12 protein-coding genes are annotated in these 13,941 nt (G+C 66.1%); 2 read left to right on the top strand and 10 right to left on the bottom strand.

Features of this window, described 5'->3' with window-relative positions:
• Nucleotides 1–35: 35 nt before the first annotated feature.
• The 10 genes from D8Z78_RS17355 to D8Z78_RS17310 form a co-directional block, all read right to left on the bottom strand.
• Nucleotides 36–1,550 carry a class I adenylate-forming enzyme family protein gene (locus tag D8Z78_RS17355; RefSeq protein WP_121630428.1) on the bottom strand — a complete coding sequence of 505 codons (1,515 nt, stop codon included), beginning with the start codon at nt 1,548–1,550 and terminating at the stop codon, nt 36–38.
• Entirely contained in the window at nt 1,547–1,966 is a 420-nt protein-coding gene (locus tag D8Z78_RS17350) for a PaaI family thioesterase (RefSeq protein ID WP_121630429.1), read from the bottom strand. Before D8Z78_RS17350 ends, D8Z78_RS17355 begins: the two co-directional genes overlap by 4 nt.
• Nucleotides 1,963–3,015 carry an acyl-CoA dehydrogenase family protein gene (locus D8Z78_RS17345; protein WP_121630430.1) on the bottom strand — a complete coding sequence of 351 codons (1,053 nt, stop codon included), beginning with the start codon at nt 3,013–3,015 and terminating at the stop codon, nt 1,963–1,965. The genes D8Z78_RS17350 and D8Z78_RS17345 overlap by 4 nt, the downstream gene beginning before the upstream one ends.
• A gap of 1 nt (nt 3,016) precedes the next feature.
• Nucleotides 3,017–4,213, bottom strand: coding sequence for an acyl-CoA dehydrogenase family protein (locus D8Z78_RS17340; protein ID WP_121630431.1), 1,197 nt, complete (start codon nt 4,211–4,213; stop codon nt 3,017–3,019).
• 12 nt (nt 4,214–4,225) lie between these two features.
• Nucleotides 4,226–6,292, bottom strand: a complete 2,067-nt coding sequence (locus D8Z78_RS17335) for a 3-hydroxyacyl-CoA dehydrogenase NAD-binding domain-containing protein (RefSeq protein WP_121630432.1) — start codon at nt 6,290–6,292, stop codon at nt 4,226–4,228.
• A 10-nt stretch (nt 6,293–6,302) separates the two neighbouring features.
• Entirely contained in the window at nt 6,303–7,088 is a 786-nt protein-coding gene (locus D8Z78_RS17330; RefSeq protein ID WP_121630498.1) for an IclR family transcriptional regulator, read from the bottom strand.
• Nucleotides 7,089–7,096: 8 nt separating this feature from the next.
• Nucleotides 7,097–8,434, bottom strand: a complete 1,338-nt coding sequence (locus tag D8Z78_RS17325) for a TRAP transporter large permease (protein WP_121630433.1) — start codon at nt 8,432–8,434, stop codon at nt 7,097–7,099.
• Nucleotides 8,434–8,943, bottom strand: coding sequence for a TRAP transporter small permease (locus D8Z78_RS17320; RefSeq protein WP_121630434.1), 510 nt, complete (start codon nt 8,941–8,943; stop codon nt 8,434–8,436). Before D8Z78_RS17320 ends, D8Z78_RS17325 begins: the two co-directional genes overlap by 1 nt.
• A gap of 63 nt (nt 8,944–9,006) precedes the next feature.
• Nucleotides 9,007–10,053 (bottom strand): C4-dicarboxylate TRAP transporter substrate-binding protein, encoded by a 1,047-nt coding sequence (locus tag D8Z78_RS17315; protein ID WP_121630435.1) that lies wholly within the window; start codon nt 10,051–10,053, stop codon nt 9,007–9,009.
• A 164-nt stretch (nt 10,054–10,217) separates the two neighbouring features.
• Nucleotides 10,218–10,883: a nucleoside/nucleotide kinase family protein gene (locus D8Z78_RS17310; RefSeq protein ID WP_338064690.1), complete on the bottom strand. Its 666-nt coding sequence runs from the start codon at nt 10,881–10,883 to the stop codon at nt 10,218–10,220.
• A gap of 202 nt (nt 10,884–11,085) precedes the next feature.
• On the opposite strand from D8Z78_RS17310, the gene D8Z78_RS17305 reads away from it, so the two are divergent.
• Nucleotides 11,086–12,711, top strand: coding sequence for a tannase/feruloyl esterase family alpha/beta hydrolase (locus D8Z78_RS17305; RefSeq protein ID WP_121630436.1), 1,626 nt, complete (start codon nt 11,086–11,088; stop codon nt 12,709–12,711).
• A 79-nt stretch (nt 12,712–12,790) separates the two neighbouring features.
• A partial coding sequence (locus tag D8Z78_RS17300) for an aldehyde dehydrogenase (NADP(+)) (protein WP_164932998.1) occupies nt 12,791–13,941 on the top strand: 1,151 nt, incomplete at its 3' end.

The raw sequence follows: 13,941 nt of genomic DNA, 5'->3' as shown, positions 1-13,941 counted from the left end.
GGCCCCGTCGGCTTCGTGCCGGGACGCGGATCGGGTCAGATTGCGCCGGCGTCTTCCTCCCCGAGCAGGTCGGCGAATTCCGACAGGAGACGGTGCTTTAGGATCTTGCCGGTGGCAGCAGCGGGCAGGGCATCGACCAGAACGATCCGGCTGGGGCGCTTGTACCCGCTCAGGCTGCGGGCGGCGAAATCGGACAGTTCAGCGAGGCCGACGCTGCCGGGCACGCGCAGTTGCACGAAGGCCAGAACCTGCTCGTCACCGCCGACGGGCCGACCGATCACCGCCGATTGCACGACAGCCGGGTGGTCATTCAGCGCCGCCTCGACCTCGGGCGGATACACGTTGAAGCCGCCGCGAATGATCAACTCCTTGGCGCGGCCGACGATGTGCAGCCGCCCTTGCGCGTCGATCCGGCCCAGATCGCCGGTGCGCAGCCAGCCGTCCTGCACGGTGCGGGCGGTGGCTTCCGGGTTGCGGAAATAGCCCTTCATCACATGGGGGCCGCGGGTCAGCACCTCGCCCACTTCCGGGTCGGCGCCAAGGGTCAGGTCCAGCCGAACCTCGACGCCGGGCAGGGGCGGGCCGACGCTGGTATCGGCATCGCCGATCGGGTTGCGCGTGCCGGAAACCCCGGCTGTGCTTTCGGTCATGCCATAGCCGTTCTGCAAGGGCAGACCGTAGAAACTTTCGGCCTTGCGCTTCCACGCGGGGTCGAGCGGCGCCGCCCCGGAAGAGACATAGCGCAGGCGGCCCGCGCCCAGCGTCTGATGGCCTTGGGTTTCCGCATAGGCCATGAGCAGGGCGTGCATCTGCGGCACGGCGGGCATGACCGTGGCCCCCTCGCGCAGGGCGCGGTAGAGGCGTGCAGGGTCAAAGCGCGTGGCCAGTTCGACCATCGCCCCCGCATGCGCCGAGGCCATCAGCATCGAGGCCACGCCGAACACATGCGTCAGCGGCAGCGCGCCATAGACATGATCCTGCGGGCCAAGATCGCGCAACCAGGTAGAGGCCTTGGCGGCAAACAGCAGGTTTCCATGGCTTAGCATCACGCCTTTGGGGTCGCCGGTCGTGCCCGTCGTATAAAGCAGGATCGCGGTCGGGTCGGGGTCGTCCCCGCTCGGTTCGGGATCGGGATGACCCTTGCGCATGTGCAGCGCCCCGAACCCGGCATCGAGGGGCGCGGCATCGCCGGCATGGGTGGCCGCCTCGCGCGAGATGTGGCTGGTATAGATCGTCAGTGCGGGTCTTGCGTGACCGGCAATCCGCGCGATCTCGGGGCCGGACATGCGGGCATTGACCGGCACCGCCCATGCCCCGATCCGCGAGGCGGCGTTGATCAGCACCGGCAGGGCGAGACAGTTCTCGCCCACCACCAGCACCCGCTCGCCCGGGCCTGCGCCCTGTTGCGCCAGAAGGTCGGCGGCGCGGTGGGTCAGCTCGGCATAGCTGCGCCATGTGTAGACTTGCCCGTCGCAATCCTTGATCGCGGGGGCGTCGGGGCGCTCGGCGGCGGTTCTGTCGATCAGGTCGTGAATGCGGGTCACGGTCATGCGTCGCCCCCTGTTTCCATGCGCACGCGCTTGAAGACGCCGGTGCCAGTGGCGATCAGCCGTCCGTCCTCGTCCACCAGTTCGGAGGCGAGAAACAGCAATGACCGCCCGCCGCCCGTGACCCGCGCCGAGGCGGTGACACGCTTGCCGACATGGGCCGGCGCGAGGAACTGGGTGTTCATCGACACGGTCAGGAAGGGCACGCGCCCGGTCTGGTCCACGGTCAGCGACGAGGTCGCCCCCATCGCATTGTCCAGCAGCACCGCCGCCAGCCCGCCATGCAGCACGCCGTGGCGGTTGCCATGCGCCTCGGTCACGTCGAGGATGCAGCGCGCCGTGCCGTCGGGGTGACCGATTTCGATGATGTAGCCCAGACTGCGTTGCGCCCCGGTCTCGTTGCGGATCGTCTCGGTCATGCGGCGGCCAGCCGGATGAAGCGTTCGAGATGGTGGTCGGCATCGCCAAAGCGATGATCGACCATGGTCAGCCGCTTGGCCAGATGCCCCAGCGCGTATTCCTGCGTCATGCCGATGCCGCCATGCATCTGGATCGACTCCTCGACCACCAGCTTGGCGGTGCGCCCGATCAGGTTCTTGGTCGCGGACACATGCAGGTCACGCTCCGGCCCGTCGAGATGGCCGCACAGGTTGATGACCGCGCTGCGCGCCTGTTCGATCTCGATCAGCACATCGGCCATGCGATGTTGCAGGGCCTGAAACTTGCCGATGGGCTGGCCGAATTGCTTGCGGTTGCGCAGGTAGTCGACGGTCAGCGCCTTGATCGCCTCCATCAGACCCAGCGCCTCGGCACATTGCGCGGCTGTGGCGCGAGCAAAAGCGGTGTGAAGGGCGTCCATCGCGTCCTCCTGCACCAACTGCGCAGCGGCCCCGTCCAGCATGATTTCGGAAGCGCGGCCACCACCATTCAGCGGATAGTCCCGCATCTGCACGGCATCGGGCTGGACTTGGAACAGGGCGATCTTGTCGTTCAGCCGGGCGCTGACCAGAAGGGTCTCAGTGGCACTGGCATAGGGCACCACCGCCTTTCGGCCCGTCAGCTGGTAGGCCCCGTCCGCTTGCTCGGCGCGGGTTTCCACGTGGGACAGGTCATAGCGGCTGCTGGGTTCGGCATGGGCGAGCGTCGCGACCTGCCCGGCGATCAGGTCCTCGGACGAGGCCAAGGACCCGACCAGAACCGTTTCCAAGAGGGGCGCGGGCAGACCGGCGCGGCCCAATTCCTCGAACACGACCATCAGGTCGAAACCGGCACCGCCAAAGCCGCCCTGTTCCTCGGGGAACAGCGCAGCGGGCACGCCCATCTCGACAAGCCCGTCCCACACCGTCCGGTCAAAGCCCGCCTCGCCATCGGTCGCCGCAGCGATGCCGTCGGGCGTGACCGTGTCGGTCAGGTATCGGCGCAGGCTGTCCTGCAACATCTGGCGTTCGTCTGTCAGTCGGAAATCCATGTCAGAGCTCCAGGATCGCTTTGGAAATGATCTGCCGCTGCACCTCGTTCGAGCCGCCGTAGATCGAAAGCTTGCGGTTGTTGAAATAGGCCTGCGTGGCGGGCATCGCCGCCTCAGGCCCCACGGGTTCCACGTTCGAGCCTTCGTCCAGCGCCTCGGATACGAAGGGCGCCGCATAGGGCCCGACCGCTTGCCGGGTCAGGGCGTTGATCGTCTGGCGGATCACCGTCCCCTTGACCTTGAGCATCGAGGATTCCGCCCCCGGCGCCTGCCCCGCAGCGGCGGCGGCGATGGTGCGCAGGTTGGTGGTGGCCATGGCCATCAGGTCGATTTCCACCTGCGCCACCTTGGCGGCAAAGAACGGGTTCTGGATCAGGGGCTTGCCGCCATCCATCTGCTCGCCCGCGATGCGCTTGAGCGCCGACAGCCCCGCCCGGGCAAAGCCCACACCGGCGATATTCGTGCGTTCATGGGTCAGCAGGTATTTGGCATAGGTCCAGCCCTTGTTCTCCTCGCCCACGAGGTTTTCGACCGGAACGCGGACATCCGAGAACCAGACCTCGTTGACCTCCGGTTCGCCGTCGATCAGCACGATGGGGCGGACCTCGACCCCGGGCGTATTCATGTCGATCAGCAGGAACGAGATGCCCTCTTGCTTCTTGCCCTCTTTCGAGGTGCGCACGAGGCAGAAGATCATGTTGGCGTGCTGGCCCAGCGTCGTCCAAGTCTTCTGGCCGTTGACCACGTAATGGTCGCCGTCACGCATGGCGGTCGTCTGGACATTGGCCAGATCGGACCCGGCGCCGGGTTCGGAATAGCCCTGACACCACCAGTCGTCGCCGTTCAGGATGCGCGGCAGGTAATGCGCCTTTTGCGCGTCATTGCCAAAGGCCATCAGCACCGGCCCCAGCATGGCGATGCCAAACGGCACGATGCGCGGGGCGTGCGCGGCGGTGGTTTCTTCCTCGAAGATATGGCGCTGCACGGCGTCCCAGCCGGTGCCGCCATGCTCGACCGGCCAGTTCACGCCCAGCCAGCCACGGGCGTTGAGGATGGCATGCCAGTCCTCGTAATCCTGCTTGGTCAGGCGCAGGCCCCGGCGCACCTTGTCGGACAGGCGCGCAGGCAGGTTTTCGTTCAGGAAGGCGCGCAACTCCGCGCGAAAGGCCTGTTGGTCAGGCGTAAAGCTCAGGTCCATGCGTTTGGCCCCTTATGTGTTGAGATCGGCGAATTGACGCCCCTCGGCCACCAGCTGCTCCAACAGCGGTGCGGGCGTCCAGAAATACGGATCGGTTTGTGCCCATGACTTGATGTCATCGAGCAGGGCGGGCAGGCCGACCGTGTCGGCCCAGTGCATCGGTCCGCCGCGCCAGCGCGGGAAGCCGTAGCCGTAAAGCAGCGTCACATCCACATCGAGCGGGCGCGCGGCGATGCCGTCACCCACGACCTTGGCGGCCTCGTTGACCATGGCGGCCATGTAGCGGCGCTGGATGTCTTCGGGCGTGAAGGTCTGCTGCGGGCGGTCGCCGCGCGCGGCCTCGATCAGGGGTAGGATGGCCTCGTTCGGGATGCCCTTGCGGCCCTCGTAGACATAGTAGCCCGTGCCGGTCTTCTGCCCCAGCCAGCCCTTGTGAACCATGTCGTCGGCCCATGTCGGCACCACGTCGCGCGGGTCGCGCGTGGCCGCCTTGCGCTGGCGCGTCAAAAATCCGATGTCCAGCCCCGCCAGATCGCCCATCTCGAACGGGCCCATCGGCAGGCCGAACGCCTTGATCGCGGCGTCGATCTCCCATGGCGAGGCCCCGTCGAGGATCATCCGATCCGCCGCGCCGCGATAGGTGGCGAGGATGCGGTTGCCGATGAAGCCATCGCAGACACCGGCCTTGACCGCCGTCTTGCCCAGCCGCTTTGCCAGCGCAAAGGCGGTGGCGGTGACGTCCGGCGCGGTGGCGTCGGCAACGACGACTTCGAGCAGCTTCATGACATGCGCAGGGCTGAAGAAGTGCAGCCCGATCACGTCGCCGGAGCGGCCGGTGGCCTGCGCGATCTCGTTCACATCCAGATAAGAGGTGTTGGTGGCGAGGATGGCACCGGGCTTCAGGACCGCGTCGAGCCGGGCGAACACGTCCTTCTTCACGTCCATATCCTCGAACACCGCTTCGATGGCGAGATCCGCGTCGCGCAGCTCGGCATAGTCGGTCACGGTGCGCAGACGGGCCAGCGCGGTATCCCGGTCGTCGAGCTTGCCACGTTTCACGGCGGCGTCGAGATTGCCGGTGATCGTGGCGCGCGCCTTGTCAGCCGCTTGGTCATCGCGCTCCACCAAGGTCACGGTCAGGCCGGCCAGCAGACAGGCCGTGGCGATGCCCGCGCCCATGGTGCCGCCGCCGATCACGCCGACGTGGCTCACCTCACGGGGGGCAATGCCCGCCAGTTCGGGCAGTTTCGACACCCTGCGGTCGTTGAAGAAGGCATGGATCATGCCTGCGCGCTGCGGCGTCTCCATCAGCTTGAAGAACAGGCGGCGTTCCTCGGCGATGCCCGCGTCCAGGTCCATCCTTGTGGCGACCTCGACGGCGTCGATGGCCACAAGCGGTGCAACCTCGCCGCGCGCCTTCTTCGTCCAGAGCGCGCGGGCCTCGTCAAAGGTCGCCGCGTCGAAGGCGGGGCGGGGCAGGTCGCCGGTACGGCGCACAGGTGCTGCGTCCTCCAGCAGGTCCTGCGCATAGGCGATCCCTGCGGCGCGCACTTCGCCGGTCGCGACACGGTCCACAAGGCCGATGGCCAGCGCCTTTTCGGCGGTGACCGACCCGCCAGCCGCCATCATGTCGATGGCGGGGCCAATGCCGGTCAGACGCGGCATGCGTTGCGAGCCACCCGCGCCGGGGATCAGGCCGAGATGCACCTCGGGAAAGCCCAGCCGCGCGCCCTGCATGGCCAGCCGGTAATGCGCGCCCAAGGCGACCTCGCAGCCGCCCCCCAGCGCCGGGCCATGAATGGCGGCGACAACGGGTTTGGTGCAGCCTTCGATATGGGTGCACAGATCGGGCAGGAAGGGTTCCGTCATCGGCTTGCCGAACTCGGATATATCCGCGCCGCCAAGGAACAGTTTGCCCTCGCCGAGGATGACGGCGATGCGCGCATCGTCCTGCGCAAAACGGTCGATGGCCCCCCACAGGCCTTGCCGCACCGCCTGTCCCAGCGCGTTGACCGGCGGGTTGGCGATGACGATCAGGGCAATCTCGCCCTCGCGTTCATAGCGGACTGGGTCTGACATGGGTCTCCTTTCAGGTGCGCATCGTGATCGAGGCGGGCTGCCCCATGATGCGTTCCAATTCTTTCACGGCGTCGTTCAGTTTCGGCCCGACCTCGGTTTCCATCCGTTCGACGGACAGGTCCTGCGGCATGGCCCCGCAGGTGAACACGACCGGCTCTGCAAGGTCGCGGGCAAAGAAGGGCTTTGAAACGGCATGGATATTGGCGGCGTAATACTGATCGGGCGGGGTGATGGCGAAGCCACGGGTGATCAGCTGGCCATAGGCCGCCTGTCGCGCAGCAGAGGCACCGACCATGCCATCGGACAGCGTGGCGAACTGGTCGTCGGACATCGCGGCCAGCATGGCATGGCCGGACGAGGTCCCGACGAAGGGCAGCCTGTGCCCGACCTCCAGCCACAGCGACGACACCCCGCGCGGTCGCCATGTGCGCACGATCAGCAGCTTGGTATCGTCGCGCACCAGCAGCAGCGACAGCGTCCCGGTTTCATCCGCCAGCCGTTGCATGATCGGCGCGGACAGGTCGACGAAGGAAATCGATGCCTGCGCCACGTTCCCCAGCGCCAGCAGCGCGGGCCCGGGCCGATAGCGGTCATGGCGCCGGGCATGGGTCAGGTACCCAAGGCTTTGCAGCGTGAAGGTCAGCCGCGAGACCGTGCTTTTCGGCAGGCCGGTGCGCTCGGCGATGTCGGCATTGCCAAGCCCGTCATCAGAGGCGCGAAAGGCGCGCAGGACCGCCAGCCCACGGGCCAACGTGGTGGCAAAGCGGCGGTCCTTGGCGTCGGGGTGGTCTTGCATCATCTGCCTCACATCGAATTCGGGATCAGCAGCGACAGTATCGGGAAGGCCATGATGAGGGCCAGCACGATCACGTCCACCGACAGGAACCGCAGGATGCCGGAAAAGATGCGGTCGATGGGGACTTCCTTGCCGACGACGGACGAAATGACGAAGACGTTCAGGCCGACGGGCGGGGTGATCAGGCCGATTTCCAGCAGCTTGATGACCACCACGCCGAACCAGATCAGGTCGAGGCCATAGCCTTCGACCAGCGGCACCAGCAGCGGCAGGGTCAGCACCATGATCCCGATCGGGTCGAGGAACATCCCCAGCGCAAGGTAGATTGCGGCGATGGCCAGCATCAGCAAGACCACGTTCAGATCGGCGGCCTGAACCGCCGCGACGATGTCGCCCGCCACGCCGGTCAGCGCGATGAACGCGACAAAGATCTTGGCCCCGGCAGCGATGATGAAGATCGAGGTGGTCTGAATGACGGTTTCCCGCAGCGACTCGATCACCGCAGCGACGGTCAGCCGCCGCTGGGCAAAGCCGATCAGCAAGGTGGCCGAGACACAGACGGCGGCGGCTTCGGTCGCGGTGAAGATGCCGCCATAGATGCCGCCGACGATGATCACGAACAGCAGCGCGGCGGGCCACGCATCCAGCGCTGCCTGCAGGCGCTGGCGGGTCGTCAGGTCATCGGGGCGGGTCGGCGCGGCGGACGGATCGCGCCGCACCCAAAGCCAGATCACCAGCAAAAACCCCAGTAGCGAGATCAGCCCTGGCAGGATACCGGCAAGGAACAGCTGCGAGATCGAGGTCTCGGTGAAGATGCCGTAGATGATGAACAGCACCGAGGGCGGGATCAGGCTGCCCAGCGTCCCTCCGGCGGCGACGGAGGCGGTGGCAAGACGCTTGTCATAGCCCATGTTCAGCATCTCGGGGGTGCAGATCCGCCCCATGGTCGAGGCGCAGGCGATGGACGATCCGGTGATCGCCGAGAACCCGCCGCAGCCCATCACGCTGGCCATGGCGACGCCACCGGGAATGGCAGACAGCCAGACCCGCGCGGCGTAGTAGATGCGGGTGGTGATCTCGGCCCGGTAGGCGATGTGTCCCAGCGCAACGAAAAGCGGGATCATCGACAGGTCGTAGCTGTGGATCAGGTCGAAGCTGTTGGAAAACACCATCGACGCGGTGGGCCGGATCGCCCGGTCCGGGTTGAAGGCCCCGGTGCGGAAGGCGAACATCACGAAGGTGCCCAGCGTCGCCACCCCGGCCAGCGCAAAGGCGATGGGCACGCGCGCGCCCAGCAGGACGATCAGGGCGGCAAAGGCCACGAGGCCGATCAGCGTTCCGTCCATCAGGCGGCCTCCTCCGGGTGGTCGTCGCTCAGGCTGCCGCCTGCGCGCAGGGTGCGGATGTCGCGGATGACCATCACCAGCAGGCGCAGCCAGCAGATTGCCATCCCGATCAAAAACAGCACGCGGCCCGGCCATTTCGGCAGTTGCAATTCGCCATAGAAGAACGATCCCTTCTCGATCACGCCCAGAACCTCGCGCGTGCCCGCCCAGATCAACGGCGACAGCGCGATCAGGCCGAAGATCGAGCCAAAGATGATCAGCCCGTCGCCGACGCGACGCGGCAGGCGCTTTGCGATCAGGTCCACCGCGATATGGGCACGCTGGGTCGTTGCGGCGGCCATCGGCAGGACCACGGCGGCGATCATCAGCTCGGCCACCAGCGTGGTGCTGTCCGGCACGCCGCCGTTGAACAGCGCGCGCAGGGCGACGTTGAGGGTGATCAGCCCGCACAGGCCCGCCACCGCGGCAATGGAAAGATCGACGAGCAAACGCTCGATCCGGCGAAGCATGGCGCCCCTCCTGGAGTGTTCGGGAAGGTGGGGCCGGCCAGAGCCGACCCCGTTCAGGTCAGCTTAGCGGGTCCAGGGATAGCCCTTGTCGGCGACCTCGGTCTCGTACTTGGCGATCAGCGCTTTGTACTCGTCCAGCAGGGTCGCGCCGTCCAGACCGGCGGCGCTGGCCTGTTCGACCCAAGCCTCGACATAGGGCGCACCGGCTTCGACCAGCTTGGCGCGCTCGGCCTCGGGCAGCTCGATCACCTCGACACCGGCGGCCTTCATCGTCTCGATGGCCTTGTCGTTGTCGGCGGTGATCAACTGGCCCAGCACATCCGGCAGACCCGCGCCCGCATCCAGCAACGCCTGCTGTTCGGACTCTGACAGCACGTCGAAGGCATCCTTGTTCATGACGATCCCCAGCGCGCCGACCTGCCCCCAGTTCAGCAGGGTGTAGCTGTCGATCACCTCGTGCTGCTTCAGCGCGGCGGTGGCATAGCTGTAGCCCTGCGAGCAATCCAGCAGGCCGGAATCCAGCCCCTGATAGGCGTCATAGACCGACATCGGCACCATGTTCGCGCCCAGATCCTGGAACGCCTTGCCATAGGCGCCGACGCCACGGACTTTCAGCCCGGAAATGTCATCGGCGCTGCGGATCGCGGCATCCTTGCAGCCGATATGCACCGCCGAGGTGGTGAAGGTGCCCAGATAGACGAGGTTCAGATCGGCAAGGCTGGCAGCGATCTGGTCGTTGTTGCGCATCAGCTCGTCGGTGGCCTTCATCCCGACCCATGCATCGTCGTTCTGAAGCGGCAGGTCGGCGATGCCATAGGCGACCATTTCCTGCGGGAAATAGACGCTGATCACGGTGCCCAGATCGGCCACGCCGTCGGCCACGCCGCTCAGCGCCGCGCCAGCCTTGAACAGCGCGCCGCCCCATTGCGTGTCGAATTGCAGCTCGCCGCCCGACAATTCGGTGGCCTTTTCGGTGAACCAGTTCAGCGCCTCGGCACGGGCGCCCCGGTTCGGGCCCGCCTCGCCAAAGATCAGCGTCGTCTCGGCCTGCGCCACGGACGCGCCGGCCAGAAACGTTGCCAGCAGCACATTTTGCATCACGGTCTTCATCGGCTTCCTCCCTTATTTCCACTATGTGGAATTGAATTCTAAAACCATGCCAGAGCATCGCGACCCTGACAACCGGAAATTCCGATGCCAGTGCGAAAGCTGCCTCCGGGCGCGGGGCGGAAGGTGCTGTTAGCCGGTCGAGGAAAAGGGGCCGTGACGGCCCCTCATTGATGCAGGATGAAATCCGGGTCCCGGCTTCGGTCGCGGACCGTGCGCCCGTTTGGCAGGTCGTTATCCTCCAGCTTTTGCACGATCTCGTCGTTGGACAGCTTGTAATGCACCCACCGGGCGCGCAGCCGTTCGGCCAGAACGGATTCGGGCACCGCGATCATCACCGTCTTGTCGAACAGCGGGGCAAGCTGGTCCCAAGGGGCCTGATCCAGAAGCAGGTAATTGCCCTCGACGAGGATCAGCCGCGCCTGCGTATCGATCAGCCGCGCCGACCCGCGCGAGATTTCCAGATCGCGGTCAAAGACCGGCACCGCAACGGTGTCATCCGCCTTGCGCAGCCGCGCCAGTACCGAGGCCAGCCCGCCCACGTCGAACGTGTCCGGCGCGCCTTTCCATGGGCGGCGGTTCATCGCGTGCAGCACCGCGTCGTCATAGTGAAACCCGTCCATCGGCAGGATGGCCGTCAGGCCGGGGCGCGCAGCATTCAGCCGATCATGCAGGGTTTCGACCGTGGTGCTCTTGCCCGAACCGGGCGCGCCTGCGATGGCCAGAAATGTCCGCCCCGGCGCATCCAGCAGCGTCAGGGCTTCGGCAAGAAGCCCGTCCATGTCCACGTCGCGCGCCATCAGGACGAGCACCCCGGCAACTGGTTCAAGCAACGTTCCATCGCGTGTCCTTCCTCGAAACTTTGGCGGTCAGGGTTGCAAGGAATTCGCACCGACCGCAACACCCTTCTCCCGGTACGACGGGTGTCAGACGCAGGTGCATGACCCCAAGACCTTCTGCCAAAGGTGAACAAGACCTTGAGAATTTCGCCCAATGGGGGAAAGCTGAACGGGACAAGCCCACAGGGAGGGAGAGATGCGCATATTGACAGGCCTCGCGGCGGTCTTGCTGGCCGGACCCGGCTTCGCCGCTTGCACCACCGATCTGCAAGTGCCGGACGGTGTCCGATTGACGGGCGCCGAACAGGTCGCCAAAGGCGATGAAAGCCCGCGGGAGCATTGCCGGATCACCGGGGTGATGAACGAACGCGAGGGCGTGGATGGCATGGCCTATGCCCTGCGGTTCGAGCTGCGTCTGCCAGACGAATGGAACGGTCGGTTCGTGCACCAGTTCAACGGCGGCAATGACGGCGAGGTGAAACCCGCCTTCGGCCCCCTGCTGTCCGGGCTCAAGGACGACACGGCGCTGGCGCGCGGCTACGCGGTCGTGTCGTCCGATGCGGGCCATGACGGCGCCGCCTTTGGCGAGGCAGGCTTGGCCGGTGGCGCGCGCTTCGGCTTCGATCCGCAGGCGCGGGCTGCCTATGGCTACACGGCGGTGCGCGATCTGCACCCGGTGGCGACCGGCCTGACCGAGACGTTCTACGGTCAGCAGATATTGTATACATACGGTATTGGCGGATCGAATGGCGGGCGGCATGCCATGGTCGCGGCGGCGCGGATGCCCGATGCCTTCGACGGTTTGCTGATCGGCTATCCCGGTTTCAACCTGCCCCGCGCGGCACTGCAACACGCGCTGGACGTGCAGGCCTTTCACGGTGTCTCCGGTGATCTGAAGACCGCCTTCACCCGCGATGACCTGAACTTGGTGGCCGACCGCATCCGCCAGACATGTGACGGTCTCGACGGTCTCGAGGACGGGCTGGTCTACGATGTGAACGGCTGCCTTGCCAGCTTCGACCCCTCGATGGTGCAATGCGCCGAACAAAGCAGCGGCTGCCTGACCGAAGCGCAGGTGAACGCGTTGTATATAATCTTTACCGGCCCCCTCGACGAGGATGGCGAGCCGCTTTATGCCGACTGGGCGTGGGACCCGGGCATTGCGTCGGGCAACTGGCGGTTCTGGAAAATCGAAAGCCCGATTCCGCCTTGGGGCAACAAGCCGATCATTGCGGTGATGGGGGCCGCATCGCTTGCGCAGATCTTCACCACGCCGCCAACAGAGGTCGCGGGAAGCCCGGAGGCGCTGGAACAGTTCCTTCTGGATTTCGATATCCAAGCCGAGGCGAGCCAGATCTTTGCCACCGATGACACGTTTGTCGAAAGCGCGATGGAGGTGATGACGCCGCCGGGGGTGGGTGAACCGGAACTGGCCGAGTTCCGCGAGGCCGGGGGCAAGATGTTGATCCTGCACGGAAATGCAGATCCGGTCTTTTCGGTCTTGGACACGACGAGTTGGTATGAAAGGCTTGACCTGAACAACGATGACGAGGCCGAACGCTTTGCCGTGTTCTATCGCATCCCCGGGATGCCGCACGGGGCGGGAGGGCCGTCGACGGACGGATTCGACATGCTGACCCCGTTGGTGAACTGGGTGGAAAACGGCGAGGCACCCGGCGCGATAGAGGCGCATGTGACCGATGCAAACGCCGAAGGGCAGGACGCCCTTGGCGACATTTCGCGGCCGCTGTGCCCCTATCCGACCATCGCCCGCTACCAAGGTGGTGACGCTGCGCAGGCCTCGAGTTTCGCCTGCGAATAAGGTCGAAAGGCCGCGGCAACAGGATCGCACCGGCAGTCCGCCTGCCGGTGCGATTGTACGACAGGAAAGAGGATACCGCATGACCTTCACCCCCCACGGCCGCCACCTGATCGCAGGTGAGTGGGGCGCGTCCGACCAGACCTTTGCCTCGGAACCGGCGCATGGGCCTGCGCATGATTTCAGCATCGGCACCCCGGAACTGGTCGATCAGGCCGTCACCAAGGCCGAGGAGGCCTTTTGGGAGTACGGGTATACAACCAGTGCACAACGCGCCGCCTTCCTCAACGCCATCGCCGACGAGATCGAGGCCCGCGCCGAGGCCATCACCCAGATCGGCACCCAGGAAACCGGCCTGCCCGAAGCCCGCCTGCAGGGCGAGCGCGGCCGCACCACCGGTCAGTTGCGCCTGTTCGCGGAACATATCCTCAAGGGCGATTGCCGCGATCGGCGTCATGACGATGCGCTGCCCGACCGAGCCCCCCTGCCGCGCCCCGATCTCAAGATGATCCAACGGCCCATCGGCCCGGTCGCGGTGTTCGGCGCGTCGAACTTCCCGTTGGCCTTTTCCACCGCCGGCGGCGACACGGCTTCGGCGCTGGCGGCGGGCTGTCCCGTCGTGGTCAAGGGCCATTCGGCCCATCCCGGCACCGGCGAGATCGTCGCCGAGGCGATCCTCGCCGCGATGAATACATGCGGTATACACCCCGGCACCTTCAGCCTGATCCAAGGTGGCAAGCGCGATGTCGGCACCTCTCTGGTGCAGCATCCGCTGATCAAGGCGGTGGGCTTCACCGGATCGCTCAAGGGCGGGCGCGCGTTGTATGATCTGTGTGCACAACGGCCTGAGCCGATCCCCTTCTTCGGCGAGCTGGGCTCGGTCAACCCGATGTTCCTGCTGCCCGAGGCGGCCAGTGCGCGCGGCGCGCAGATCGGCGAGGGCTGGGCGGCGAGCCTGACCATGGGCGCGGGGCAGTTCTGCACCAATCCCGGCATCGCCGTGGTCGAAAAGGGCGCGGCGGGTGACGCCTTCGTCTCTGCGGCGGCCGAGGCGCTGAAGGGCGTGAATACACAATGTATGCTGACCGACGGCATCGCGCAGGCCTATCGCGACGGCAAGGCGCGGTTCGACGGGCGCAACGCGGTCGAGCCGGTTCTGGTCACCGACAGCGACGGCCGCAACGCCAACCCCAACCTCTACCAGACGGATGCGGCGAATTACCTGCAGGATCA

The sequence above is a fragment of the Tropicibacter alexandrii genome (assembly GCF_003667315.2).
Lineage (GTDB): Bacteria > Pseudomonadota > Alphaproteobacteria > Rhodobacterales > Rhodobacteraceae > Tropicibacter > Tropicibacter alexandrii.
This window is presented reverse-complemented; position numbering and strand designations above follow the sequence as displayed.

Bases quoted from the DNA above. Each gene is read 5' to 3' on its own strand.
- D8Z78_RS17355 (WP_121630428.1), bottom strand. From the start codon at position 1,550: ATGACCGTGACCCGCATTCACGACCTGATCGACAGAACCGCCGCCGAG.
- D8Z78_RS17350 (WP_121630429.1), bottom strand. From the start codon at position 1,966: ATGACCGAGACGATCCGCAACGAGACCGGGGCGCAACGCAGTCTGGGC.
- D8Z78_RS17345 (WP_121630430.1), bottom strand. From the start codon at position 3,015: ATGGATTTCCGACTGACAGACGAACGCCAGATGTTGCAGGACAGCCTG.
- D8Z78_RS17340 (WP_121630431.1), bottom strand. From the start codon at position 4,213: ATGGACCTGAGCTTTACGCCTGACCAACAGGCCTTTCGCGCGGAGTTG.
- D8Z78_RS17335 (WP_121630432.1), bottom strand. From the start codon at position 6,292: ATGTCAGACCCAGTCCGCTATGAACGCGAGGGCGAGATTGCCCTGATC.
- D8Z78_RS17330 (WP_121630498.1), bottom strand. From the start codon at position 7,088: ATGCAAGACCACCCCGACGCCAAGGACCGCCGCTTTGCCACCACGTTG.
- D8Z78_RS17325 (WP_121630433.1), bottom strand. From the start codon at position 8,434: ATGGACGGAACGCTGATCGGCCTCGTGGCCTTTGCCGCCCTGATCGTC.
- D8Z78_RS17320 (WP_121630434.1), bottom strand. From the start codon at position 8,943: ATGCTTCGCCGGATCGAGCGTTTGCTCGTCGATCTTTCCATTGCCGCG.
- D8Z78_RS17315 (WP_121630435.1), bottom strand. From the start codon at position 10,053: ATGAAGACCGTGATGCAAAATGTGCTGCTGGCAACGTTTCTGGCCGGC.
- D8Z78_RS17305 (WP_121630436.1), top strand. From the start codon at position 11,086: ATGCGCATATTGACAGGCCTCGCGGCGGTCTTGCTGGCCGGACCCGGC.